24 protein-coding genes are annotated in these 23,326 nt (G+C 72.5%); 3 read left to right on the plus strand and 21 right to left on the minus strand.

Annotation, left to right across the window (positions count from 1 at the left end; genetic code table 11):
• The first annotated feature begins 214 nt into the window (after nucleotides 1-214).
• Entirely contained in the window at nucleotides 215-733 is a 519-nt protein-coding gene (locus P3T39_RS19980) for an RICIN domain-containing protein (protein ID WP_280699610.1), read from the plus strand.
• Between the two features lie 194 nt (nucleotides 734-927).
• On the opposite strand, the gene P3T39_RS19985 is transcribed toward P3T39_RS19980, so the two are convergent.
• Both P3T39_RS19985 and P3T39_RS19990 read right to left on the minus strand, forming a co-directional pair.
• Complete coding sequence (locus P3T39_RS19985) at nucleotides 928-1,569, minus strand: response regulator transcription factor (protein WP_280699612.1); 642 nt, start codon at nucleotides 1,567-1,569, stop codon at nucleotides 928-930.
• Nucleotides 1,566-2,840: a sensor histidine kinase gene (locus tag P3T39_RS19990; RefSeq protein ID WP_280699614.1), complete on the minus strand. Its 1,275-nt coding sequence runs from the start codon at nucleotides 2,838-2,840 to the stop codon at nucleotides 1,566-1,568. The genes P3T39_RS19985 and P3T39_RS19990 overlap by 4 nt, the downstream gene beginning before the upstream one ends.
• Nucleotides 2,841-3,015: 175 nt before the next feature.
• Here P3T39_RS19990 and P3T39_RS19995 point away from each other — a divergent pair, with 175 nt between their 5' ends.
• Complete coding sequence (locus tag P3T39_RS19995; RefSeq protein ID WP_280699615.1) at nucleotides 3,016-4,089, plus strand: ABC transporter permease; 1,074 nt, start codon at nucleotides 3,016-3,018, stop codon at nucleotides 4,087-4,089.
• A 44-nt stretch (nucleotides 4,090-4,133) separates the two neighbouring features.
• Complete coding sequence (locus P3T39_RS20000; protein WP_280699617.1) at nucleotides 4,134-4,829, plus strand: ABC transporter ATP-binding protein; 696 nt, start codon at nucleotides 4,134-4,136, stop codon at nucleotides 4,827-4,829.
• 108 nt (nucleotides 4,830-4,937) lie between these two features.
• On the opposite strand, the gene P3T39_RS20005 is transcribed toward P3T39_RS20000, so the two are convergent.
• The 19 genes from P3T39_RS20005 to pafA all read right to left on the minus strand — a co-directional run bounded on the left by P3T39_RS20005 (nucleotide 4,938) and on the right by pafA (nucleotide 23,192).
• Nucleotides 4,938-5,645 (minus strand): GntR family transcriptional regulator, encoded by a 708-nt coding sequence (locus tag P3T39_RS20005; protein WP_280699620.1) that lies wholly within the window; start codon nucleotides 5,643-5,645, stop codon nucleotides 4,938-4,940.
• Between the two features lie 45 nt (nucleotides 5,646-5,690).
• Nucleotides 5,691-6,626, minus strand: a complete 936-nt coding sequence (locus P3T39_RS20010) for an ornithine cyclodeaminase family protein (RefSeq protein WP_280699622.1) — start codon at nucleotides 6,624-6,626, stop codon at nucleotides 5,691-5,693.
• Complete coding sequence (locus P3T39_RS20015; protein WP_280699624.1) at nucleotides 6,623-7,687, minus strand: proline racemase family protein; 1,065 nt, start codon at nucleotides 7,685-7,687, stop codon at nucleotides 6,623-6,625. Before P3T39_RS20015 ends, P3T39_RS20010 begins: the two co-directional genes overlap by 4 nt.
• Entirely contained in the window at nucleotides 7,684-9,063 is a 1,380-nt protein-coding gene (locus P3T39_RS20020) for an aldehyde dehydrogenase family protein (protein WP_280699626.1), read from the minus strand. The genes P3T39_RS20015 and P3T39_RS20020 overlap by 4 nt, the downstream gene beginning before the upstream one ends.
• Nucleotides 9,064-9,432: 369 nt before the next feature.
• Nucleotides 9,433-10,434 (minus strand): proline racemase family protein, encoded by a 1,002-nt coding sequence (locus tag P3T39_RS20025; RefSeq protein WP_280699628.1) that lies wholly within the window; start codon nucleotides 10,432-10,434, stop codon nucleotides 9,433-9,435.
• Between the two features lie 62 nt (nucleotides 10,435-10,496).
• Entirely contained in the window at nucleotides 10,497-11,360 is an 864-nt protein-coding gene (locus P3T39_RS20030; protein WP_280699701.1) for a dihydrodipicolinate synthase family protein, read from the minus strand.
• Between the two features lie 143 nt (nucleotides 11,361-11,503).
• On the minus strand, nucleotides 11,504-12,883 hold the full coding sequence (locus P3T39_RS20035; protein ID WP_280699703.1) for an NAD(P)/FAD-dependent oxidoreductase: 1,380 nt from the start codon (nucleotides 12,881-12,883) through the stop codon (nucleotides 11,504-11,506).
• Nucleotides 12,884-12,917: 34 nt separating this feature from the next.
• Nucleotides 12,918-13,232, minus strand: coding sequence for a (2Fe-2S)-binding protein (locus tag P3T39_RS20040; RefSeq protein WP_280699630.1), 315 nt, complete (start codon nucleotides 13,230-13,232; stop codon nucleotides 12,918-12,920).
• Between the two features lie 82 nt (nucleotides 13,233-13,314).
• Nucleotides 13,315-14,517: an FAD-binding oxidoreductase gene (locus tag P3T39_RS20045; protein ID WP_280699632.1), complete on the minus strand. Its 1,203-nt coding sequence runs from the start codon at nucleotides 14,515-14,517 to the stop codon at nucleotides 13,315-13,317.
• Nucleotides 14,518-14,623: 106 nt separating this feature from the next.
• Nucleotides 14,624-15,559, minus strand: coding sequence for a twin-arginine translocase subunit TatC (gene tatC, locus P3T39_RS20050; protein WP_280699634.1), 936 nt, complete (start codon nucleotides 15,557-15,559; stop codon nucleotides 14,624-14,626).
• 87 nt (nucleotides 15,560-15,646) lie between these two features.
• Nucleotides 15,647-15,931, minus strand: coding sequence for a Sec-independent protein translocase subunit TatA (gene tatA, locus P3T39_RS20055; RefSeq protein WP_280699636.1), 285 nt, complete (start codon nucleotides 15,929-15,931; stop codon nucleotides 15,647-15,649).
• A 155-nt stretch (nucleotides 15,932-16,086) separates the two neighbouring features.
• Nucleotides 16,087-16,284 (minus strand): hypothetical protein, encoded by a 198-nt coding sequence (locus tag P3T39_RS20060; protein ID WP_280699638.1) that lies wholly within the window; start codon nucleotides 16,282-16,284, stop codon nucleotides 16,087-16,089.
• A 96-nt stretch (nucleotides 16,285-16,380) separates the two neighbouring features.
• Nucleotides 16,381-16,614, minus strand: coding sequence for a hypothetical protein (locus P3T39_RS20065; protein ID WP_280699640.1), 234 nt, complete (start codon nucleotides 16,612-16,614; stop codon nucleotides 16,381-16,383).
• Between the two features lie 3 nt (nucleotides 16,615-16,617).
• Entirely contained in the window at nucleotides 16,618-17,574 is a 957-nt protein-coding gene (locus P3T39_RS20070; protein ID WP_280699642.1) for a WYL domain-containing protein, read from the minus strand.
• On the minus strand, nucleotides 17,571-18,560 hold the full coding sequence (locus tag P3T39_RS20075; RefSeq protein WP_280699644.1) for a WYL domain-containing protein: 990 nt from the start codon (nucleotides 18,558-18,560) through the stop codon (nucleotides 17,571-17,573). Before P3T39_RS20075 ends, P3T39_RS20070 begins: the two co-directional genes overlap by 4 nt.
• A 179-nt stretch (nucleotides 18,561-18,739) precedes the next feature.
• Nucleotides 18,740-19,111, minus strand: coding sequence for an FKBP-type peptidyl-prolyl cis-trans isomerase (locus P3T39_RS20080; protein ID WP_280699646.1), 372 nt, complete (start codon nucleotides 19,109-19,111; stop codon nucleotides 18,740-18,742).
• A 136-nt stretch (nucleotides 19,112-19,247) separates the two neighbouring features.
• Nucleotides 19,248-20,561, minus strand: coding sequence for an FKBP-type peptidyl-prolyl cis-trans isomerase (locus P3T39_RS20085; RefSeq protein WP_280699648.1), 1,314 nt, complete (start codon nucleotides 20,559-20,561; stop codon nucleotides 19,248-19,250).
• A gap of 150 nt (nucleotides 20,562-20,711) precedes the next feature.
• Nucleotides 20,712-21,677, minus strand: a complete 966-nt coding sequence (locus tag P3T39_RS20090; RefSeq protein ID WP_280699650.1) for an FKBP-type peptidyl-prolyl cis-trans isomerase — start codon at nucleotides 21,675-21,677, stop codon at nucleotides 20,712-20,714.
• 153 nt (nucleotides 21,678-21,830) lie between these two features.
• Nucleotides 21,831-23,192: a Pup--protein ligase gene (pafA, locus tag P3T39_RS20095; RefSeq protein ID WP_280699652.1), complete on the minus strand. Its 1,362-nt coding sequence runs from the start codon at nucleotides 23,190-23,192 to the stop codon at nucleotides 21,831-21,833.
• Nucleotides 23,193-23,326: the final 134 nt, after the last annotated feature.

Below are 23,326 nucleotides of genomic sequence, written 5' to 3' on the forward strand. Positions count from 1 at the left end.
GGCCGTGGCACCGCACCCGGACCGAGCCCGGACTGTTCACCCTGCCCCGCCCGTGAGCCCGCACTTGGCGTGACAGGACTCATATGACACTCCATCAGGCCATCCGCCCGGCGGTACTGACAGAGCCTCATGCCGCGTGTCTTATGATCATCTTTGCTGCGGCGGGAGGTTCCCGCCGCCCAGTTACAACGGGGGAATTGTGGCTTCTTCACGTATGTCCGCGCTGCGTGCCGCGGCTGTCGGGGCCGGCGCCGCCGGGCTGCTGTTCGGCCTGATGAGCGTTCCGGCGAGCGCTGCCGGCGGGTCGTACACCGTCGTGCTCCACAACGGGGCGAGCGGCAAGTGCCTGGAGGTTCCCGGCGGGCACTACGAGAACGGTGCACCGGCGCAGCAGTGGGACTGCAATGGCGGCAGCAACCAGAAGTGGACCGTCATACCCACGAATGACGGCTACTCGACTCTCGTCAACGTGAGCACCCAGAAGTGCCTGGAGATCGCCGACTGGAGCAGGAACCGGGGCGCGGCGGCCCGGCAGTGGGACTGCCACGGCGGCGACAACCAGAAGTGGGTCGTCTCGGGGATCAACTCGGATTCCCAGGTCTCGATCAGGAACAAGAACAGCTGGATGCTCCTCGACGATCCCGGCTTCAGCGGGGGCAACGGTACGCAGATGATTCAGTGGCCCGAGAAGGCCGGAGCGGCGAACCAGCTCTGGACCGTGTCCTACCGCTAGGCACGAACCTCCTCGTAGCCGCGGCCGCTTGAGCCGCACGAAATCCCGTCCGGCCGGTTCGGCCGGGCGGGATTTCTCCGCCGGACCGTGAACGAGCCGCTGAAGAGCTCGCCCAACCCCGTCGGCCACTGGGCCCGGCCGGCCGAAGACCCCAGGGGCATGCCGGCCGGCGCGGCCCATCACGCGCCGAGGGCTCACGCGGGGCGGATCAGACCGCTGGTCAGCCCTGCGGCGATGGCTGCCGTCCGGCTGTCGACGCCCAACTTGTCGTAGATATGGACCAGATGGGTCTTGACCGTGGCCTCGCTGATGAAGAGGCGCTTGGAGATCTGGCGGTTGGCCAGGCCCTCTGCGAGGAGTCGGAGGATCTCCGCCTCGCGCGGGGAGAGGGTCGGGCGGCCCGCGCGGACGCGGCCCAGCAGGCGGGCGGCGACCGGAGGGGCGAGGACGGCCTCGCCGCGCGCGGCGGCGTGCACCGCGGCGGCGAGCTCCTCCGGCGGGGCGTCCTTGAGCAGATAGCCGGTGGCCCCGGCCTCCACGGCGGCGAGGATGTCGGCGTCGGTGCTGTAGGTGGTGAGGATCAGGACGGCCGGCGGATCGGGCAGGGCAGTGATCCGGCGGGTGGCCTCGACGCCGTGCATACCGGCACCCATCTGAAGGTCCATCAGCACCACGTCGGGACGGCCGAGCGCCGAGTCGGGCGACTCCAGCAGCCGCAGCGCCTCCGCCCCCTCGGCCGCCTCGCCGACGGCGACGACGTCCGGCAGGTCGTCCACCATGGCGCGCAGCCCGCGCCTGACCACCGGGTGGTCGTCCACCAGCAGGACGCGGATCACCGGGCGGCCTCCGTCAGTACGCCCCGCGCCGTTCCGAGGACGGTCTCCGCCGTCCCGATCGCCCGCAACGGCAGCGAGACCGCCACCGCCGTCCCCTCCCCCGGCGCCGACTCCACCGTCAGGCTGCCGCCGAGGTCGGCGATCCGCTCGTGCATACCGTGCAGGCCGAAGGTGGGGCGCGCGGCGTCGGGCAGGGCGTGGGGGTCGAAGCCGATCCCGTCGTCGAAGACGTCCAGGGTCACCTCGTCGTCGAGATAGCTGAGGGTCACGGCGATCCGCCCGGCATCGGCGTGCCGGACGGCGTTGGCCAGGGCCTCCTGGGTGAGCCGCAGCAGCGCGACCTCGGCCTCGACCGGCAGGGGGTAGGGGTCACCGTCCAGGCGCAGCTCGGCGCCAGCGCCTCCGGCCAGGCGGCGCAGCGCCTCGGTGAGGGTCGCGTCGTCCAGTGCGGGCGGGGTGAGGGCCTGGACGAAGCGGCGGGCCTCGGCGAGGTTGGCGGAGGCGGTCTGCCCGACCTCGCGGATGCGCTCCGAGGCGACGGCCGGGTCGCCGGGCAGGGCCGACTCCGCCGACCTGGCGAGCAGCACGATGCTGGACAGGCCCTGCGCCAGGGTGTCGTGGATCTCCCGGGCCAGGCGCTGGCGCTCGGCGAGCCGCCCGGCCTCACGCTGGCTGGCGGCGAGTGCGTCCCTGGCCCGGACCAGGTCGTCGATCAGCCGCTGTCGCTCCCGGCTCTCCCGGTAGAGGGCGGCGTAGCCGTAGGCGGTGAGCAGCGCGACGGCCACCCCCGCCAGCGGGCCGAGCACCTTGGCAGTGGTCAGGCCGCCGGCCGTACTCGCCTGGGCGGCGATCACGACGGCGGTGAGCGCGGCGACGGCGGGCAGCGCCCAGCGCACGGGCATCAGGTGCAGGCAGACGAAGTACAGCGGGAAGGCCAGGTAGCAGAACTCCGGGTGCGCCAGCGTGAGCACCGTCCAGAGCACCAGGACGGCGGCCAGCCAGGCCCCCGCCCACCACCTGGTCCGCCGCACCCGCTCGGCGACCCCGCCGCTCGTGTACACGGCGGCGAGCAGAGCGGCGGTGGCCAGGCCGTCGGCGCCGAGGCCGCCCGCCACCGTGCCCCGGGCGACCAGGACCCCCAGCAGGGCGAAGAACAGCCCGTGCAGGGCGAGGTTCGTCAGCCGCAGCGCCGGGGTGTTGGCGGCATGGCCGGGCCCCTCCGGTGCGGGGGCGGGCCCCTTCGGTGCCGGTGATGGTGCGTCTTGGGTCACGCCTCCCGAGGGTACGGGGTGGCTCCGGCGGGTCCACCGGCCGCGGCATCAACCGTTCGATGGATTCTCGGGTCCATCCCCCGCAGGGGTTGACTCCCGTCCCAATACCTGATGGAACACGCGGCCCGCGCCGACAAGGTGGAGGAGTACTCACCTCCAGACCGGGAAGGTCCCCGTGTTCGTCGCACTGCGTGACATCCGTTTCGCCAAGGGCCGCTTCGCCTTGATGGGCGCGGTGGTCACCCTGATAACCACCCTGGTCGTCTTTCTCTACGGTCTGACGGGCGGCCTCGCCTCGGCCGCGTCCTCGACCATCGCCGGGCTTCCGGTCGACCGCATCGTGTTCGGGGCTCCGGCCGGTGCGTCGCCGACGGTCTCGTTCAGCAACAGCACCGTCTCGCCGACCCAGGCGGCGGCCTTCGCGAGCGCGCCGGGTGTCCGGTCCGCGCAGCCGCTGGGGCTGTCGATGACCAGGCTGACGGCGAGCGAGGCCGCCGCCTCGGTGAGCGTGCTCGGTGCGCCGTCCGGGCTGCTGCCGCCGCTGACTTCGGGCACCGCCCCGGCGGACGGCCAGCTGGCGGTGGGCGGTGACACGGCGGTGAAGTACCACCTGACGGTCGGCGACCAGGTGCAGGTCGGCCCGCAGAGACTGACCGTCTCGGGGATCGGCGCGGAGCGCTCGTACTCCCATGCGCCCACGGTCTGGACCACACTGCCCACCTGGGAGCAGCTGAGCGGCCAGAGCCAGCCGACCGCGCTCGCGCTGAGCACCGACCCCGGCACCGGTCTCGGCGCGCTGGACGCCGCGCAGGGGACGAGGACGGTGTCGCTCCCCGACTCGCTGACCGGTATCAACGGCTTCGACGCCGAGCAGGGCAGTCTGCAGATGATCCAGGGCTTCCTGTTCGTGGTGAGCGCGCTGGTGGTCGGGGCCTTCTTCACGGTCTGGACGGTGCAGCGCAAGCCGGACATCGCCGTGCTGAAGGCGGTCGGCGCCGGCAGTGCCTATCTGGTGCGGGACGCGCTGGCGCAGGCGGCGGCGGTCCTGCTGGGCGGGGCGCTGCTCGGCGGGGCGGCCGGTGCGGTGGGCGGGGTGTTCGCCGCCTCGTCGGTGCCGTTCGACGTGAGCGTGCCGGGCGTGGCCGTACCGGTGACGGTGATGGTGCTGCTCGGCCTGGTCGGTGCGGTGCTCGCCGTCCGCCGGATCACCGCCGTCGACCCGCTGGCCGCGCTCGGGTCCAACCGGTGACCGGGGCCAATGACCGTACTGCCGAGCCGACTTGGAGCAAGACGATGACCCTCCCCGCCGTCCGTACCCGTACCGGACTCGCCCTGCGCGAGGTGACCCTGACCTACCCCGACGGAGAGAGCCGGCTGACGGCGCTCGACCGCGTGACACTGGAGGTCGCCCCGGGCGAGTTCACGGCCGTCGCCGGGCCCTCGGGCTCGGGCAAGTCCAGCCTGCTGGCGGTGGCGGCGACGCTGCTGCGCCCCGACAGCGGCCAGGTGCTGCTGGACGGTCAGGATGCCGGTGCGCTCGGCGAGGGCGCGCGCACGGCGCTGCGGCGCGAGCGGCTGGGGATCGTCTTCCAGCAGTCCAACCTGCTGGCCTCACTGACGGCGGTCGAGCAGCTGCTGGTGCTGGAGTCGGTACGGGGCGGTCGGCCGAAGGCGGCGCGGGAGCGCGCCGAGCGGCTGCTGGCCTCGGTCGGTCTCGACGGTGCCAAGCAGCGGCGCCGGCCGCACCAGCTCTCGGGCGGGGAGCGCCAGCGGGTCAACATCGCCCGCGCGCTCTTCGGCAGCCCCTCGGTACTGCTGGTGGACGAGCCGACCTCCGCCCTCGACCACGAGCGCGGCGCCCAGATCGTCGACCTCCTCGCCGAGGTCACCCGCACCCACCGCACCGCGACCGTCATGGTCACCCACGACCGCGACCTGCTGGGCCGCGCCGACCGGGTGCTGGAGATGCAGGACGGCCGGCTGCGCTGACCGGGCGGCTGCTACTCGGGGCCGAGGACGCTGTCCACGGACAGCGTCACCCTGGCGCCGATGGACTCGGGCAGTTCGAACGGCCGACCGAGGATTCACCCGGACGAGTCAGCGGGTGCCGAGGCGCAGTGCCGGGCGGTCCTCGGGGGCTTCGGCGCCGGCCGCCCAGAGGGAGCGGACGTGGCCGAGGTGGTCGGCCATGCACTGCTCGGCGGCCTGGGCGTCGCCGGAGATCATCAGGTCGAGGAGTTCCAGGTGCTCCTCGGCGGAGGAGACCAGCTCGCCGCGCTGGTCGAGGCGGGTCAGGCCGTAGAGGCGGGAGCGCTTGCGCAGGTCTCCGACGACGTCGACCAGGCGGGCGTTGCCCGCGAGGCCGAGCAGGTCGAGGTGGAACTGGCGGTCGGCCTCCAGGTAGCCGATCAGGTTGTGCTGCCGGGCGGCGGCGACGATGGCCTCGGCCTGCGGTCGCAGCGCCTCCAGCCGCTCGGGGTCGGCGGTGCGGGTGACCCGGCCGACGGTGGGGACCTCGATCAGGGCGCGGATCTCGGTGTAGTCGTCGAGGTCCCGCTCGGTCAGCTCGGTGACCCGGAAACCCTTGTTGCGGACGGCCTCGACCAGCCCCTCGCGGGCGAGGTCCAGCATCGCCTCGCGGACCGGAGTCGCGGAGACGCCGAAGTCGGCGGCCAGTGCCGGGGCGGAGTAGACGACGCCGGGGCGCAGCTCGCCGGAGATCAGCGCGGCCCGCAGGGCGTGGGCGACCTGGTCGCGCAGCCGCTCCTGGACGGAGATGAGCGTGCGGGGCTTGAGGTCGGCCATGGTGTTCCTCCGGTGGTTTGCAGGACACCATTGTACAATGTCACGTTACGTTGATTGTGAAACTTTTCCTCGCGCCCGGTGCGCCTCGTACTGCACCGCCGCCACCGCCAGGTCCTGCCAGGCCATCCCCACACTCTTGAAGAACCGGGGCCGCCCCGTCGGCACAACTGCCCTGCCAGTCACCAGTTCTGACAGATTAGCAAGCGGATCGGCCGTGGTGATGGCTCCCTCACGGGCCGGGATCAGCAGGTCCCCGGCCTCGCGCAGCGCAACGGCGCGCGCCTCGACGTACCTGGCCGAACGGGCGACCAGGACGGTGTCCACCTCGCGGGCCGTGGGCTCGTGCGAGCCGACGGCCGCCACCGCAGCGTGCTCGGACACCAGGCGTCCGTCGAAGAGCGGCGTACGGGCGGTGGTGCAGCACACCACCAGGTCCGCGCCGGCCACCGCGTCCGGGGTGCCGACGGTCGCCGCGAGACCGAGCGCACGGGCGTGGGCGGCGAACGCCTCGGCGGGCGCGGAGCGGCGGGCGACCACGGTGAGCCTGGTCAGCGGGCGGACGGCGCGCAGCGCGTCCAGATGCCCGTACGCCTGCGGCCCCGCCCCGAACAGCACCAGGTGCTCCGCCTCGGGCACGGCCAGCTCGCGCAGCGCGAGAGCGGTGACGGCCGGCGTGCGCAGGGCGGTGAGCGCGGCGCCGTCGAACAGGGCGAGCGGTTGCAGGGTCGGGCCGTCCAGCAGCAGGTGGCTGCCGGTGATCCGGGGCAGGCCGCGCCCGGGGTTCGCGGGGGCGACACCCGCGATCTTCACGCCCGCGTACCGGTGGTCGGCGGCGGGCATCAGCAGCAACTCCCCTGCGGGGACGGCGATGTTGGAGCGGGGCGGGCAGCTCTCGGGGTCGAGGCCGTCGAGCAGGGCACGTTCCAGGGCGGCGACGGCCTGAGCGGGCGTCAGGTCGATCGGAAGGGATGCGTGGGTCACAGCAGGAAGCCCGTCCCGAGGGTGTCGTCCGGATCCAGCAGGAAGCGGTGCACGCCGGTGCGGTGGGCGGTCCCGGTGATCTCGGTGAGGACACCGTCCGGGTGTGCTCCGGCAAGACGTCCGGTGAAGACCGTACCGATGACGGACTCGTGGCGCAGCTCCTCGCCCGGCGCCAGACGGCCGTCGGCGGCGAGCAGGGCAAGCCGGGCGGAGCTGCCGGAACCGCAGGGCGAACGGTCGATCTGGCCGTCGGCGAAGACGGTGACATTGCGCTGACTGGGACCTGACGGGGTGTCGGGCAGCTCCTCGTACAGGATCACCCCGTAGACGCCGGAGAGCCGGGGATCGGCGGCATTGCGCGTGGCGGGCTCCTCGGCGAGGGCGATGCGGATCTCCCGTGCGACCGCGGTGAGTTCGGGCAGCCGGGCGGTGGTGACGTCGAGCCCGAGATCGGCGGCGCGGACGGAGGCGTAGCAGGCCCCCGAGTGCGCCAGATCGACCGCGACCCGCCCGTGCGAGGTGGCGACCGGCAGCCCGCGGGCGCCGATCCGGGTGGGGACGTTGCGGAAGGTCACGGCGGTGGTCCGGCCGCCACTGCGGTGGACGGCGGCGCCGACCCGGCCCGAGGGGACGTCGATCCGGACCCGGACGGTCCCGTCGGCCGGAGCGGCGACCAGGCCGGAGTCGACGGCCCAGGCGCCGAGGGCGATGGTGCCGTGGCCGCAGGCCGTCGAGTAGCCGTCCTTGTGCCAGAAGAGCACGCCGAGGTGGGCCTCGTCGTCGTCCGGCGGGACCACGAAGCCGCCGTACATTCCGGCGTGGCCGCGTGGTTCACGGGTGAGCAGTTGCCGGATCCCGTCCAGCGCACTCGGGCGCGGCGAGGTCGCACTGCCGCCCGCGCCGAGCGCGACGGCCCGCCGCTCGGCGACACTGTCACCCGGGATGGGCGGCAGCCCGGCGGTGACGATCCGGAAGGGCTCACCGGCGGTGTGGTAGTCGACGGTCTCGACGGCCGACGGCCGCCCGGGTTGCACGTCGCCACCCGGCAGCGCCGCGCTCACCGCGGTGCCCCGGCGGGCAGCAGGCTGACGGTGCGGCTCGCGGTGAAGAAGTCCAGCACCGCCTGCCCCTGCTCGCGGGCGCCGTAGCTCGCGGACTTGGCGCCGCCGAACGGCAGGTGGAAGTCCACTCCGCTGGACGGTGCGTTGACCCGGATCATGCCGGCGTCGAGGCGGTCGGCGGCGGCGAGCGCGGTGTCCAGGTCGCGGGTGTGTACGGAGACGGCGAGGCTGTGGCGGGTGCTGTTGGCGATCGCGACGGCCTCGTCCAGGTCGGCGGCGGGCAGCAGGACGGCCACGGGCCCGAAGAACTCCTCGGCCAGCAAGGGGTGTTCGGCGGGCACCTCGGCGAGCAGGGTCGGTTCGACGAACCAGCCGGGCCGCTGCGGCCGCCCGCCGCCCGCCAGTACCTCCGCCCCGCCCGCCCGGGCGGACTCGATCGCATCGGTCAGCCTGGTCAGCGCGGCCTCGTTGATCACCGGGCCGCAGGCCGTCGCCGGATCTGCCGGATCGGCGGCCGGCGTGGCGGCGAGGGCCTTGGCGAGGGCCTCGGCCAGTGGTTCGTAGGCGGCACCGACGGCGATCACCCGGCTGGTGGCGGTGCACTTCTGGCCCGCGTACCCGGCGATCGCGGCGGCCAGGTGGGCAGCGGCCTGCGCCGGGTCCGCGTCGGGCAGGACGATGGCCGCGTTCAGGCCGCCCATCTCCGCCTGGACGGGGATACCGCGCGCCGCGGTGGCGGCGATCACGGCCTGGCCGACCGCGGTCGACCCGGTGAACGAGACCACGTCGGCCGCCGCGACCAGGGCACCGCCCTCCTGCGCGCCACCGGGGACGACGGTCAGCACACCCTCGGGCAGGCCGGCCAGCTCGGCGAGGCGCAGTGCGCAGGCCGTGCCCTCGGGGGCGGGCTTGAGCACCACGGTGTTGCCGACGGCCAGGGCGGGCGCGGCCTTCCAGGTCGGGATGGCCAGCGGGAAGTTCCATGGCGTGATCAGCCCGGCGACCCCGTACGGGCGACGCCGGGTGAGCAGCAGGCCCTCACCGGCCGCCGTCTCGTGCGCGGCACCCGAGGGCGCGTACGGAGCCTGGGCGTAGTAGCGCCAGATCGCGGCGGTCCTGGCCACCTCGCCCCTGGCTTCGGCCAACGGCTTGCCGACCTCGCGGACGATCAGCGCGGCCAACTCCCCGGCGTGCGCCTCGACTGCCTCGGCGGCGCGGGAGAGGGCGGCCGAGCGGGCCGCCGCCCCGGCCGCCAGCCAGCCCGCCTGGACGGCACGGGCCCGTTCGACGGCGGCCGCCGTACCGGCGGCTCCCGGGGCCTCGACGGAGACCACCAGGTCACTGGGATCGGCAGGGTTGTAGGAGGTGACGGTCACAGCGGAGCCCTCCGGGGCGACGGGACGTGAGTCGGAAACGGACAAGGTGAACCCCGGGAACGCGGGGCCCTACTCGATCAACTGCGTGCGCGGCCGGCCAAGCACCGCCTTGGCCGGCCGACCACCCGATCAGCCATGCACTACCCAGGGCGCGGGACTCTGTTCGATCAACTGCGTGCGCGGCCAGCCCTCTGCGAAGGTGCACGGTTTCTCGCGCGCGCCGTTGATCAAGCAGAGCCCCGCGCCCCAAAAACTGCGCAATTGGCCGCCCCCGAAGAGCCAGGCAGTTCCCCGCGCCCCCAGAAGCCGCGCAGTCGGCCGCGCCCCCAGGAGGTGTATGGCTCGCCAGAGATGGCTCGCCAGAGAGGTTCAGAGCAGGAAGCCCGCCGGGAAGGGGTCGTCCGGGTCCAGGAAGTACTGTGCGGTGCCGGTGACCCAGGCGCGTCCCGTGACGGTGGGGACGACGGCCGGGTGGCCCGCGACCTCGGTCTCCTCGATCAGGCGGCCGGTGAAACTGGTGCCGATGAAGGACTCGTTGACGAAGTCGCGGCCGAGCGGCAGTTCGCCGCGCGCGTGCAGCTGGGCCATCCGCGCCGAGGTACCGGTGCCGCAGGGCGAGCGGTCGAACCAGCCGGGGTGGATGGCCATCGCGTGCCGCGAGCTCTCGGCGGTCGATCCCGGCGCGAGCAGCTGGACGTGGTGGCAGCCGTGGATCGCCGGGTCCTCGGGGTGCACCGGCTCCTCGCTCCGGTTGATCGCCGCCATCACGGCGAGCCCGGCGTCCAGGATCCGCTGCCCGTGCTCCCGGTCGAAGGGCAGCCCGAGATCGGCAAGCGGCAGGATGGCGTAGAAGTTGCCGCCGTATGCGAGGTCGTACGTCACCGTGCCGTGGCCCGGCACGTCCACCTTCCGGTCGAGGGCGACCGAGAACGAGGGCACATTGCGGATGGTGACCGCCTTCGCCGCGCCGTCCCGCACCTGGACCTCGGCCACCACAAGACCGGCCGGGGTGTCGAGGCGGACGGTGGTGACCGGCTCGACCACCGGGACCATCCCGGTCTCGACCAGCACGGTGGCCACGCCGATGGTGCCGTGGCCGCACATCGGCAGCAGCCCGGAGACCTCGATGTAGAGGACACCGTAGTCCGCGTCCGGCCGGGTGGGCGGCTGGAGGATCGCGCCGCTCATCGCGGCATGGCCGCGCGGCTCGTACATCAGCAGGGTGCGGAAGTGGTCCAGGTGCTGCTGGAAGTGGACGCGGCGCTCGGCCATGGTGGTGCCGGGGAGGGTGCCGAACCCGCCGGTGATCACCCGGGTCGGCATGCCTTCGGTGTGCGAGTCGACGGCGTGGAAGACGTGACGGCTGCGCATGGATCGCTCTCCAGGAGTCGGGCGGGTGGTCGGGCGGGTCGGCAGGTCCTACTGGTGTCGCGTCAGTTCAGGCCCTCGGCGATGGCCTTCTCGGTCGCAGCCCGGACGGCCGAGGCGATCTCCGGGGCGAGCGGCAGGCGCGGCGGGCGGGTCGGGCCACCGGGACGGCCGGCGATGTCCATCGACAGCTTGATGGCCTGGACGAACTCGGTCTTGGAGTCCCAGCGCAGCAGCGGGTGCAGCGCCCGGTAGAGCGGCAGCGCGGTCTCCAGGTCACCGGCGACGGCGGCGTGGAACAGCTTGGCACCGGCCTGCGGCAGTGCGTTCGGGTACCCGGCGATCCAGCCGACGGCGCCGGCCACGGCCAGCTCCAGCAGCACGTCGTCGGCACCGATCAACAGGTCGAGGCCCGGGGCCAGTTCGGCGATCTCGTAGGCGCGCCGGACGTCGCCGCTGAACTCCTTGACCGCCACGATCGAGCCGTCGCCGTGCAGTTGGGCGAGCAGACCGGGAACGAGGTCCACCTTGGTGTCGTACGGGTTGTTGTAGGCGACGACGGGCAGCCCGGCCCGTGCCACCTCCGCGTAGTGGGCGCGTACGGCAGCGGCCTCGGCACGGTAGGCGTTCGGCGGCAGCAGCAGGACCGAGCCCGCACCGGCCTCGGCGGCCTGCTCGGCCCAGCGGCGCGACTCGGCGCTGCCGTACGCCGCGACACCGGGCATCACCCGCGCCCCGTCCCCGGCCGCCTCGACGGCGGTGGCGACCACCCGGGTGCGCTCCTCGTCGGTGAGGGTCTGGTACTCGCCGAGCGAGCCGTTGGGGACGACACCGTCGCAGCCGGAGTCGATCAGCCAGCGGACATGCTCGGCGTAGGCGTCGTAGTCCACCGAGAGGTCCTCGCGCAGGGGCAGGGCGGTGGCGACCATGATGCCGCGCCAGGGACGGGCGGACTCGTGCTTGGCAAGGGACACGGGGGTAGCTCCCTAGTAGTGAGGTGTGACATTTTATATGGGTCGACAGGTCGGCCACAAGGGCCTTCCCGCTGCAATCGGTCAGGTCTGACGGCTGGTCAGGACGGCTCCGGGCCGGCCAGCTGGGCGAGCGGGACGGGACAGGCCAGCGGGCGGCTGTCCGCCCGGGGCCGGTCGTCCCCCGACAGGCAGGCGACGGCGGGCCCGCACATCCGGCCCTGGCACCAGCCCATCCCCGCGCGGGTGAGCAGCTTGACGGTACGGGCGTCCCCCGCACCCAGCTCCTCCACCGCCTCCCGGATCCGGGCCGCCGGGACCTCCTCGCAGCGGCACACGTCCGTGTCCGGGCGCAGCCACTCGGTCCAGGCGGGGCCCGGCCGGTGCGCGGCCGCCATCAGCTCGGCGAAGGCCCGCCGCCGCTCCCGGCGCGCCCGCAGCGCGGGCGGCACCGGCCGGCCGGCGATCACCCGGGCCGCCAACTCACCTTCCGCGAGCGCCAGATCGGCACCGCCGACGCCGCAGGTCTCCCCGGCAGCCCACAGTCCCGCCAGGCTGGTGCGCATTCCGGAGTCCACCGCCAGTGCGACCGAGCCGTCGGGGGTCTCGCGGGTCCTCGCGCCGAGTTCGGTGGCGAGTTCGATCTGCGGCAGCAGGCCGTGGCCGACCGCCAGGGCGTCGCAGGCGATCCGCCGTTCACTGCCCGGGACAGGCCGCCAGTCCCGGTCCAGCCGGGCCACCGTCACCGCCGTCACCCGCTCGGTGCCGTGCGCCTCGACCACCGCACTGCTGCGCCGCAGCCGTACGCCGTGCCGCAGCAGGGTCGCGCCGTGCCCGGCGCCCTCGGCCAGCTTGGCCGGGTTGGCGGCGAGGGTCGGCAGGCCCTTGGCGTAGTGCAGGTAACTGGTCGCCTCGACGACCGCGGGGACGGTCGCTCCGGCGCTCACCAGCGACGAAGCGGCGGCGAGCAGCAGCGGACCGCTGCCCGCGACCACGACCCGACGCCCGGGCAGCACCAGGCCCGACTTCAGCATCGCCTGCGCGCCGCCCGCCGTGACCACCCCGGGCAAGGTCCAGCCGGGGAAGGGGAGTTGGCGCTCGTACGCTCCGGTGGCAAGCAGCACCGTCCGGGCCCGGACAACAGCGTGCGCACCGACTTCGGGGCCGAGCGTCGCGTGCAGCCGCCAGATCTCGCCGCGCTCGGCCGTCCAGACCTGATGCCCGGTCAGGTAGGTGATCCGCCCGGCGGCGGTATGCACCTTGAGGCGGCTGGAGAGCGCGGCGAAGGCGGCCCAGCCATGGTGCAGCCGCTCGGGGTGGACCGCGCCCAGACCGGGCGCCGGATGACGGTAGTACTGGCCACCCGGCCTGGGACCGGCGTCCAGCAGCGCGCAGCGCAACCCGAGCCCGGCCGCGGTGACGGCAGCCGCCAACCCGGCCGGCCCGGCCCCGACCACGGCAAGGTCGTACACCTCGGACACGGCACGCTCACCGGCCTCGGGGCGGTTCGGGTGATCAGACGGCGAGGTCGGCACGGCCGTGGCCCTCCTGGGTGGTGACGGTGTCGCCCGGCTGCGCGGGCAGCAGACAAGTGCGCTGGTTGGCACGGCCGTTGACGGTGGCCAGGCAGTCGAAACAGACGCCGATCCCACAGAACGCCCCGCGCGGACGTCCCCCGACCCGGGTGGTGCGCCAGGCCAGGATGTCCTGGGCCCACAGCGCGGCGGCGATGCTCTGGCCGGGCAGGGCGGGGACCTCCCTGCCGTCGAACTCGATGGTGTACGCGGCCTCGGGTCGCGCCCCGACCAACTCGGCTGGGGTCCGGTGCATGCTGCCTCCAATCCTCGATACGGTCACGTCACGCCCCCGGCCCGGCCTGCACCCGGGCAGACGGCCGGGCTCATACTTGGGCTCACGACCGGGCGAAGCGGTCGGCCCGGAAGGGTGACAGGTCCAGCTCCGGCTGCTTGCCGGTCAGCTGACGGCTGATCAGCAGGCCGGTGGCCGGCGCCAGCCCGATACCCGCCCCCTCGTGACCGCAGGCGTGGTAGAGGCCGGGCAGCCGAGCGTCGGCCCCGATCGCGGGCAGATGGTCCGGCAGGTACGGACGGAAGCCCCGGTACGCACGCTGGACGGCGACCTCGGCCAGGACCGGGAAGAGCGCGGCGGCCTGCACTGCCAGCCGGCGCAGCACCTCGACGGAGAGCGTCCGGTCGAAGCCGACCCGCTCCCGGCTGGCGCCGATCAGCACCGGCCCGGCAGGCGTTCCCTCAACCACGGCGGAGGTCTGCAGGGCCGCCGATCCGCTGGCGACGTCGGCGACGTAGTCGGCGGCGTACACCTTGTGCCGGACGATCCTCGGCAGCGGCTCGGTGACCAGGACGAAGCCGCGCCTGGGCAGCACGGGCAGGGCCACCCCCGCCAGCCGGGCGAGCTCGCCGCCCCAGGTACCGGCGGCGTTGACCACGGCGGGGACGTCGATCTGCCCCCGGTCGGTGGTGACGCCGAGGACCGAGCCGTCGGGCCTGGTGCGGACGGCGGTGACCGTCTCGCCCAGACGCAGCTCGGCCCCGGCCGACCGGGCCGCGCGCAGCAGGTGGGCGGCGGCCAGGGCGGGCTGGACCTGGGCGTCCTGCGGGTAGTGGACGCCTCCCGCCGGCCCGGGAGCCAGATGCGGCTCCAGCTCGTACAGGCGCTCGCCCGCGATCTCGACGGCCTCGACCCCGGCGGCGCGCTGACCTTCGGCGAAGGCCCGCAGCGCGGCCATGCCCGGCTCGCCGGAGGCGACCACCAGGCCGCCCTTCGCCTCGTACTCGATCCGCTCGCCGAAACCGCCACCCGTGCCGCGGCCGGCCTCTCCGCCGAAGGCGGCTCCGGGCTCGGCGGCGAGTTCGCCCCAGAGCCGGGTGGAGAGCAGGGCGAGGTCGAGTTCGGGCCCCGGCTCCTTGTCGGAGACCAGCAGGTTGCCCTCTCCGGCACCCGTCGTGCCGCCCGCGACCGGGCCGCGGTCGACCACGGCGACGGAGAGTCCGGCCAGCGTGGCGTAGTACGCGCAGGCGGCGCCGACGACTCCGGCACCGACCACTACGACGTCGTAGGGGGGTCTGGTGAGCACGCCAGTAATATGTCACATGGTGTACAGCGTTGCCAAGAGGCGGCAAAGCTGACGGCCCCGGACCACCGATGGGCGGTCCGGGGCCGTCAGCGGCACGGCGGCGGGATCAGGTGATGTCGTCCATCTGTCCGTGGCGGGCAGCGGGGACGGGTGTGGGCGCGGCAGGTGCGGCCGAGGCTTCGACCGCCTCGGCGGCGGCGACCTCGTCCACCGAGAGGTCCACGGCCGAGGCTTCGTCGTCGTCCAGACCGGCGTCGGGGTTGCGGCGGGCCCGGCGGCGGTCGTTGAGCAGGGCGATGCCCACCGCGATGAAGTACAGCGCCCAGATCGGCGCGGCCAGCGCCAGCATGCTGACCGGTTCCGCGCTGGGGGTGGCGAAGGCGGCGAAGACGGTGATGGCCATCACCATGCCGCGCCACCAGCCGAGCAGCCGCTTGCCGGAGACCACGCCACCGAAGTTGAGCATCACCAGTAGCAGCGGGAACTCGAAGGCGAGGCCGAAGACCAGCACCATCCTGGTCGCGATGTCGAAGTAGTTCTCCGGCGGCAGAATCGGTGTGGTGCCGCTGGGACTGAACGAGATCAGCACCTGCACGGTGGTCGGCAGCAGCAGGTACGCGACGGTCACACCCGCCAGGAAGAGCGGAGCGCCACCGGCAATGAAGCCGATCGCGTACCGGCGTTCGTGCCGGTGCAGACCGGGTGCCACGAAGGCCCACAGCTGGTACAGCCAGACCGGGACGGTGGCGACCACACCGGCGGTGAGCGCGACCTTGATGATCAGGGCGATCGGCGTGGTCAGACCGATGGTGGAGACCTGGGCGCACTTGCCGTGGTAGTGGGCCGCCTCCTCCGCGGTGTTGCACCTCGGCAGCGGCTCCATCAGGAACGATTCGAGCTGCTTGTGGTAGATCGCCGCGATGATCGTGAACAGCACGATGGCCAGGGCCGACTTGACCACCCGGTTCCGCAGTTCACGGAGATGGTCGGCGAGGGCCATCCGGCCCTCGGGGTCCTTGGGCGGTTTCGAAGACTTGCTCAACCCCGGTCCTCAACTCGTGCGACGAAGCCCGCCGGGCGACGGGCCTCCGGTTACTAAGTGTGCCGCCTGCTCGACCCGGTCGGCCGCTCAGCCCTGTCGGCCGGGGCCCTGGCCGGTGCTGGGCCGGGACGCCCCGGAGTCACCCGGCGCGGCCTTGATCGTCCGGGGTGCCTCCACCGCAGGCCGGGCGTCCTGCGCCGGGGGCTGCGGCGGCGGTGCGTCCGAGCCTTCCCGGCGCATCGCCTTGGCCTCGCTCTTGAGGATCCGCATCGACTTGCCGAGCGAACGGGCCAGGTCGGGCAGCCGCTTACCACCGAAGAGTGCGATGGCGACGACGATGAGCAGCAGGAACGCGACCGGCGAGATCCTCACGTGCGACCACCTTTCTCACAGGGGCAGCACTCCCCCACTCTGGGCGATGGTAGCTCCTGCATGTGACGCCCGGACAACCCTGCATCACCTATTCGGCATCGGCTCGGTTCCCGGAGCAACCGGCACGGGACCTGCGACGTGACGTGCCGACCGGTCTAGACCTGCTGCCCACCGGCCGGTGCCGCCCCGACGGGGCCGGTGAGCTCGCCCGCCGCCGAGGCCAGCGCCCGCGAGGCGGCGTCCACCTCACGGGCGAGTGCCCGTACGTTCAGCCAGAGCCGGCAGGCGAGCACCCCGAGGACGAGCAGGCCGGCGGTGGCCAGCAGAACGGCGGCGACGATGGTCCATGACATGGCGTTCGACTCTACCCGCTCCCGTACGTCCTGCCTGCACGACCCGTCGGCGCCGGCCGCCTCCGCCCCGCGCCGGCGGGAAGTGCCGGACAGGCCCTAGCCTTCCAGCGGGAGGAGCCGCATGGTGCTCACTCCGGCGCCGGTCAGCGCTGCGATGATCTTCTCCCCGGCGTGCTTGCGCACCGCCGCCCCGCACTCGGGACAGGTGAAGCTGTAGAACGTGCGCTCCTTGGTGGCGCCGAGCGCCAGCCGGAACTCCACCGCCGGAAGCTCCACCTTCTCCCGGCAGTGCGAGCAGTAGACCTTGAACCTGGTGCTGGCGTCGCCCACCGCTCAGGCCCGCCCCTCCCGGTAGTGCTCCAGCGCGGCCAGTGCGGCGCCCCTGGCCTGCTCGGCCAGTTCCGGTGGCGAGACGATCCGGCCGTCCCGGCCGAGTCGCAGGGCCAGCGGGCGCAGCCCGGCCGGATCGGCACTGCGCAGGGTGATCCGCAGGCCGCCGTCGGGCAGTTCCTCGGCGGCGTCATGGGTGTAGTACTCGGCGACCCAGCGCCCGCCGGGGCCCACCTCCACGACCACCTGGGGGTCGTCGGCGGCGGGGTTGACCAGGCCGGCGGACAGATCGCGCGGCTCCAGCCTGGGCGGGTCGGCGGGCTCGTCGAGGATCTTGATCTCGGCGATCCGGTCGAGCCGGAAGACCCGCCGGTCCTCGGAGGTCCGGCACCAGCCCTCCAGGTAGGTGTGGCCCTCGGTGACCAGGCGGATCGGGTCGACCTCGCGCTCGGTCATCCCGCCGCGCCCGTGCGACCAGTAGCGCAGCCAGATCAGCCGGCCCTCGCCGATCGCGCGGTCGATGTCGGCGAAGACCTGGCCCTCGGCCTCGAAGGTCACCCCGACCCTGGCACTGGACTCGGCGCTCTCTCCCGCGGCGTCCTCGATCTTTGCGACGGCCCGGGTGAGCGCCTGCCGGTCCCGCTCCCGCAGACCCGGCAGTCCGGCCACGGCCCGGGCGGCGACCAGGAGTGCGGTGGCCTCGTCGGCGGCCAGGCGCAGCGGCTGGGCGACGTCGTCGGCGTTGTGCCACCAGATCCGCTCGCCGTCCGTGTCGATGTCGAGCAGGTCGCCGCCGCGGAAGCTGGTGCCGCACATCGGCAGCACATTGAGGTCGTTGATCAGTTGCCGTTCGGTGATCCCGAAGGCGCGGGCCACCTCGGCCACCTCGGCACCGGGCCGCTCGCGCAGGTAGGTGACCAGGGAGAGCATCCGTCGGGTCTGGTCGATGGCGTTGCTCATGCGTGCGCTCCCGCCTCGTCGAGGCCGTTGAGGCCGGCTACGGCGAGCAGCCGGTCGATGACATCCGCCCGCAGCTCCTCGGGCGCCAGGACGACCAGGTCGGGCCCGAACTCGGCGAGGTCGGCACCGAGGCCGTTGCCGTACGGGATCTCCAGCTCGTCCCAGCCGCCGTCCAGCTGACGGGTGCTCAGCGCCTTGGTGCGCAGCGGGAAGCCCGCGCCCTTGCGCAGCCGTACGGTGGCGGTGGCGGTGGCGCCCTCCCCCGCGAAGGAGGCGACGACGGCGCGGACGTCCACGTGCTCGGGCACGGCGCCGGTGAAGGAGCCGGCCCGGGAACGGACCTTGCCGGTGATTCGGCTGAGCCGGAACACCCGGGCGTCCCGGCGATCGCGGTCCCAGCCCGCCAGGTACCAGTGGCCGCGCCAGCACTCCAGCGCCCAGGGCTCGACCGAGCGCTGCTCGGTGGCGGCCGCTCCGGCCTTGCGGTACTCGAAGCTGACGGGCCGCCGGTCGCGGGCGGCGACCAGCAGCGGCTCGAAGGCGGCCTCGCGGGCCGGGATGAGGGGCTGCAGTGCGCTGGGCTCGGCGTCCTCGCCGAAGGGCACCCCGGCCGCGCGCAGCTTCTGCAGCGCGCCGCTGGCGGCGCCGGACATCTTGGCCTGCTGCCAGACCCTGGCGGCGACCGAGAGCGCGGCGGCCTCCTCGGCGTCCAGGGCGATCTCGGGCAGCCGGTTGCGGTCGCGGCGGGCGAGATAGCCGATCTCGCCGTCCAGAGCGTTCTCGTCGACGTCGATGACCAGACCGAGTTCGCGCAGGTCGTCCTTGTCCCGTTCGAACATCCGGTTGAAGGCGTCCTCGCTGCCCTGCTGCCAGGCTTCGCGGTAGGCCTCGATGGACTCGCGCAGCTCCTTCTTGGAGAGCGGACGTCTGGTGTTCATCAGGCACAGGGCGAGGTTCATCAGCCGCTCTGCCTTGGCGATCGCCATCGCTGACCCTTCCTGGGGACATTCGTACTGGGGACATTCGGGACCTGGCGGACCTGACCGTACCGGTCCTGACACGCGCTGCAAAAGCCGGAGCCGAAACCCGGCCCGGAAACGGCACAGGGCCGCACCCCGCGAAGCGGAATGCGGCCCTGGCTGCTGGCCCGCGTACGGAGGGCTGCTCAGACGGCGAGCAGGTCCACGACGAAGATCAGGGTCGAGCCCGGGGGGATCAGCGGGCTCGGCGACTGGTTGCCGTAGGCCAGGTGGGCCGGGATGACCAGCTCGCGGCGGCCGCCGACCTTCATGCCCTGGACGCCCTGGTCCCAGCCCTTGATGACGCGGCCCGCGCCGAGCGGGAACTGGAACGCATTGCCGCGGTTCCACGAGGCGTCGAACTCCTCGCCGGTTTCGAAGGTCACGCCGACGTAGTGGACCGTGACCATGGCGCCGGCCTTGGCCTCGGCGCCGTCGCCGACCCGGATGTCCCGGATCTGCAGGTCGACCGGCGGCTCGCCACCCGGGAACTCGATCTCCGGCTTCTCGATCTCCATAACAGACTCTTCTCGTTCGATGGTGCACATGACTGAGCGGCAGATGCCTGTACGGACCACCGTACGGGCACCCACCGCCCACTGAGGTCAGGACCGGCGGCGGGTCGCCCCTGGCCGGTCACCGGACCATTGTCGTCTAACTGTCGGCCGCGCCGACACCCGCATCCAGGATGTCGATCACGAAGACCAGGGTCGAATTGGCCGGGATCGAGCCCGTGGCCTTGTCCTTGTAGCCCATCGAGGCCGGGATCACCAGCTCGATCCGGCTGCCGACGTTCTGGCCGACCACGCCCTTGTCCCAGCCCTCGATGACGCTGCCGCCACCGGTCACGAAGCTGAACGCCTGGCCCCGGTCGAGCGAGGAGTCGAACTTCTTGCCGTCCTTGTAGAGCGCACCGGTGTACTGGACCAGGACCTTCTCGCCGGCCTCGATCTTGCGGCCCTTGCCCTGGATCAGCACCGCCGACTTGAGCTCGGTCGGGTCGGCAGCGCCCGGCTCCGGCGTGATGTCGGCGGCCTTCTTGCCGTTGTCCTTCACCTTGGGCATCCCGGCCGGCGGATCGGCCATGTCGCCGCTCAGCGTGGCGTCCGGGGCGGTGGCCTGCCGGATGTCGAGCACGAAGACCAGGTTGTCGGTGCCGCCGACGCCCATAGAGCTGTTGCCCTGGGCGCCGAAGGCGGCGGCCGGCGGAGCCACCACCAGCACCCGGCTGCCGGCCTTGTGCCCGGTCACGGCGCTGTCCAGGGCCGGGATCAGCTGACCCGCACCGGCCTGGAAGAGCTGCGGCTTGCCGCGCTCGTACGAGCCGTCGATGTCCTTGCCGGTCGCCCAGTCCTTGGCGGTGAAGTCGACCGAGACCCAGTTGCCCTTCTCCACCTTGGGGCCGCTGCCCTCGGAGAGCTGCTTGACCACGAAGGAGCCGTCGGGGGCCTCCTTGGGCAGCTCGATGGCGGCCTTCTTGCCGAAGTCCCCGGTGACGGTCGGCAGCACCTTGGCGCTGTCCTTGATCGGCGGTACCGGGTCCGCCGTCGGCGCGGGCGAGGTGGGCGCGGAGTCGGGCTTGGCGGCCTTGTCCGACGAATCCGGCCGGTTGGCCACGTACAGCGTGATACCGCTGCCGACCAGCAGGACCGCGAGCACCGTGCCGAGGATCATGCCGAGCTTCCCCGCGCCGGGAGGGTTCTCGTCGTACCCCGCCTCGGAGACCTCCTTCTTGCGCACGGTGGAGGCGAAGACCTGCGGCTCCTCGTCGTCCCCCTTCTCACTCTCGGCGGCCGGCTGCGCCGGGGCCTGGCCCCAGCCCGCCTGCTGCTTCAGGATCGACGGTGGCACGACGATCGACTCACCGTCGCCCGGCAGCGGACCGCCGGGCCGCGAGGCGGCCGGGTCACCGGCAGCGCCGCCGTTCGCGGTGCCGGCCTTGCCCGGGCTCGACGTGTTCTCAGACATGACTCCCCATCCATCCGGCCGTCCGACGCCCTCTCCAGGGCCTGACGACTCATACCACATGCGGAAGGGCAGCAGTATGTCAGCTCACCATGAGGGCGGGTGTTTCTGCTGCCCCAAGGCTCCCGAAGCCACCGTCTACGAGGTTACGGGTCAGACCGCCTCAAGGATGTCGATCACGAAGACGAGCGTCGAGTTCGGCGGCACCGCCGCCTGCGCCTTGTCCTCGTACCCGAGCGCCGGCGGCACCACCAGCTCCACCCGGCTGCCCACCGTCTGACCGACCAGACCTTCGTCCCAGCCCTTGATCAGGCTCCCGGTGCCCACCTGGAGCGCCTGGGCGCCGCCGTGGCTCCAGGAGGAGTCGAACTGCTGCCCGTTGCTCCACAGCACACCGGTGTACTGCACCACCAGGGTCTGCCCGGACTGCACCTGCTTGCCGTCGCCCTTCACCAGCACGGCCTTCTGCAGGTCGTTCGGCGGCACCTCCCCGGCCGGAATGGTGATCGTCGGCGCGGCCTTCCCGTTGTCCTTGACCTGCGGCATGGTGGGCGGCGGCTCGGCGATCGTCCCGCTGATGGTGGAGTCCTGCGGCACGGCCTGCATGACGTCCAGCACGAAGACCACCGTGTCCCCGGCGCTCACCCCGAGGCTGCTGTTGCCCTGCGCCCCGAACGCGGCCGCGGGCGGAGCCACCACCAGCACCCGGCTGCCGACCTTGCGGCCCACCACGCCCTGGTCGAAGGCCGGGACGAGCTGGCCGTTGGCGGCCTGGTAGAGCTGAGGCTTCTGGTTGGCGTCGTAGGAGCTGCCGACGTCCTTGCCGGTCGTCCAGTCCTTGGCGGTGTAGTTGACCGTCACCCAGTCGCCCTTGGCGACGGTGGCGCCCTCACCCTCGCTCAGGGTGTTCACCACGAACTGCCCGCTCGGCTGGCCCGGCGGGACGGTGACGGTGGCCTTGCTCCCGAAGTCCCCCGCCACCGTCGGCATCGGCGAGGCCGAGGCAACCGGGCTGGGCACGGCGGTGACCGAGGCCGACGCGCTCGGCGAGGCACCAGCCGAGGAGGACGTCCCGCTGCTGCAGGCGGCGAGCAGCGCAAGGGGAAGGACAACCAGCAAACCGGCGATTCTACGCATACCGGTCACCCTATGGCCCGATCCGTCCGTCGCCGCGCAGACACAGCGCACACGCAAAGGGATGGTGGCCGGACCGCACGTCCCGCCACCATCCCTGAGACCGAGTCACCCCACGGCGACTCGCACGCCGACGACTCACATGCCGGCGATGAGCTTCTCCACCCGCTCGTCCACCGACCGGAACGGATCCTTGCACAGGACCGTGCGCTGCGCCTGGTCGTTCAGCTTCAGGTGCACCCAGTCCACCGTGAAGTCACGGCGCTGCTCCTGCGCCCGCCGGATGAAGTCCCCGCGCAGCCGGGCCCGAGTGGTCTGCGGGGGCACCGACTTGGCCTCGAAGGTCTTCAGGTCGTTGGTGACCCGCAGCGCCTGCCCCTTGTTCTGCAGCAGGTAGAACAGTCCGCGCCGACGGTGGATGTCGTGGTACGCGAGGTCGATCTGGGCCACCCTGGGGTGGGACATGCTCATCTGGTGCTTCTCGCGGTAGCGCTCGATGAGCTTGTACTTCATGATCCAGTCGATCTCGGTGGAGACCCTGGCCAGGTCCTCGGTACGCACCGCCTCCAGGGTGCGGCCCCACAGGTCGAGCACCCGGGCCACGGTGCCGGTGTTGATGCCCTTGCGGTCGGCGAATTCCAGCGCCTTGGTGAAGTACTCCTCCTGGATGTCCAGCGCGCTGGCCTCCCGCCCGTTGGCGAGCCGGACCTGGTGGGTGCCGGTGAGATCGTGGCTGACCTCGCGGATCGCCCGGATCGGGTTCTCCAGCGTGAGGTCGCGCATCACCACGCCGGCCTCGATCAGCCGCAGCACCAGGTCGGTCGCGCCGACCTTGAGCAGTGTGGTGGTCTCCGACATGTTGGAGTCGCCGACGATGACGTGCAGGCGCCGGTAGCGCTCGGCGTCGGCGTGCGGCTCGTCACGGGTGTTGATGATCGGACGGGAGCGGGTGGTCGCCGAGCTGACGCCCTCCCAGATGTGCTCGGCCCGCTGACTGACGCAGTACACCGCACCGCGCGGCGTCTGCAGCACCTTGCCCGCCCCGCAGATCAGCTGGCGGGTCACCAGGAAGGGGATCAGGACGTCGGCCAGCCGGGAGAACTCGCCGTGCCGGGCGACGAGGTAATTCTCGTGGCAGCCGTAGGAGTTGCCGGCCGAGTCGGTGTTGTTCTTGAAGAGGTAGACGTCCCCGGCGATGCCCTCCTCGTGCAGCCGCCGCTCGGCGTCCACCAGGAGACCCTCCAGGATGCGCTCGCCCGCCTTGTCGTGGGTGACGAGCTCGACGACGTCATCACACTCGGGCGTGGCGTACTCGGGGTGCGAGCCCACGTCGAGGTAGAGGCGGGCGCCGTTGCGCAGGAAGACATTGCTGCTGCGGCCCCAGGAAACTACGCGGCGGAAGAGGTACCTGGCCACTTCGTCCGGAGACAGCCGTCGTTGTCCCCGGAACGTACACGTGACACCGTACTCGTTCTCCAGCCCGAAAATTCGGCGGTCCATGAGGCATCTTTTCTCTTCTCGGGGCCATCCGAAACCCTTGCGGGCGATGGCAATCCAATCATGAGGAGCCGTCAATTTGCCGCAGGCAGACGGAAATCCCGTACGGCGTCGCCACCGTACGGGACTCCCGGCGC

It is taken from the genome of Kitasatospora sp. GP82 (assembly GCF_029892105.1).
In the GTDB taxonomy this organism is placed as follows: Bacteria; Actinomycetota; Actinomycetes; order Streptomycetales; family Streptomycetaceae; genus Kitasatospora.

Excerpts from the sequence above, each read along its gene's own strand:
- P3T39_RS20070 (WP_280699642.1), bottom strand. The coding sequence starts at position 17,574 with ATGAGCAACGCCATCGACCAGACCCGACGGATGCTCTCCCTGGTCACC.
- P3T39_RS20040 (WP_280699630.1), bottom strand. The coding sequence starts at position 13,232 with ATGCACCGGACCCCAGCCGAGTTGGTCGGGGCGCGACCCGAGGCCGCG.
- P3T39_RS19980 (WP_280699610.1), top strand. The coding sequence starts at position 215 with ATGTCCGCGCTGCGTGCCGCGGCTGTCGGGGCCGGCGCCGCCGGGCTG.
- P3T39_RS20000 (WP_280699617.1), top strand. The coding sequence starts at position 4,134 with ATGACCCTCCCCGCCGTCCGTACCCGTACCGGACTCGCCCTGCGCGAG.
- P3T39_RS20025 (WP_280699628.1), bottom strand. The coding sequence starts at position 10,434 with ATGCGCAGCCGTCACGTCTTCCACGCCGTCGACTCGCACACCGAAGGC.
- pafA (WP_280699652.1), bottom strand. The coding sequence starts at position 23,192 with ATGGACCGCCGAATTTTCGGGCTGGAGAACGAGTACGGTGTCACGTGT.
- P3T39_RS20030 (WP_280699701.1), bottom strand. The coding sequence starts at position 11,360 with ATGGTCGCCACCGCCCTGCCCCTGCGCGAGGACCTCTCGGTGGACTAC.
- P3T39_RS20080 (WP_280699646.1), bottom strand. The coding sequence starts at position 19,111 with ATGGAGATCGAGAAGCCGGAGATCGAGTTCCCGGGTGGCGAGCCGCCG.
- P3T39_RS20005 (WP_280699620.1), bottom strand. The coding sequence starts at position 5,645 with ATGGCCGACCTCAAGCCCCGCACGCTCATCTCCGTCCAGGAGCGGCTG.
- P3T39_RS20085 (WP_280699648.1), bottom strand. The coding sequence starts at position 20,561 with ATGTCTGAGAACACGTCGAGCCCGGGCAAGGCCGGCACCGCGAACGGC.
- P3T39_RS20075 (WP_280699644.1), bottom strand. The coding sequence starts at position 18,560 with ATGGCGATCGCCAAGGCAGAGCGGCTGATGAACCTCGCCCTGTGCCTG.
- P3T39_RS20060 (WP_280699638.1), bottom strand. The coding sequence starts at position 16,284 with ATGTCATGGACCATCGTCGCCGCCGTTCTGCTGGCCACCGCCGGCCTG.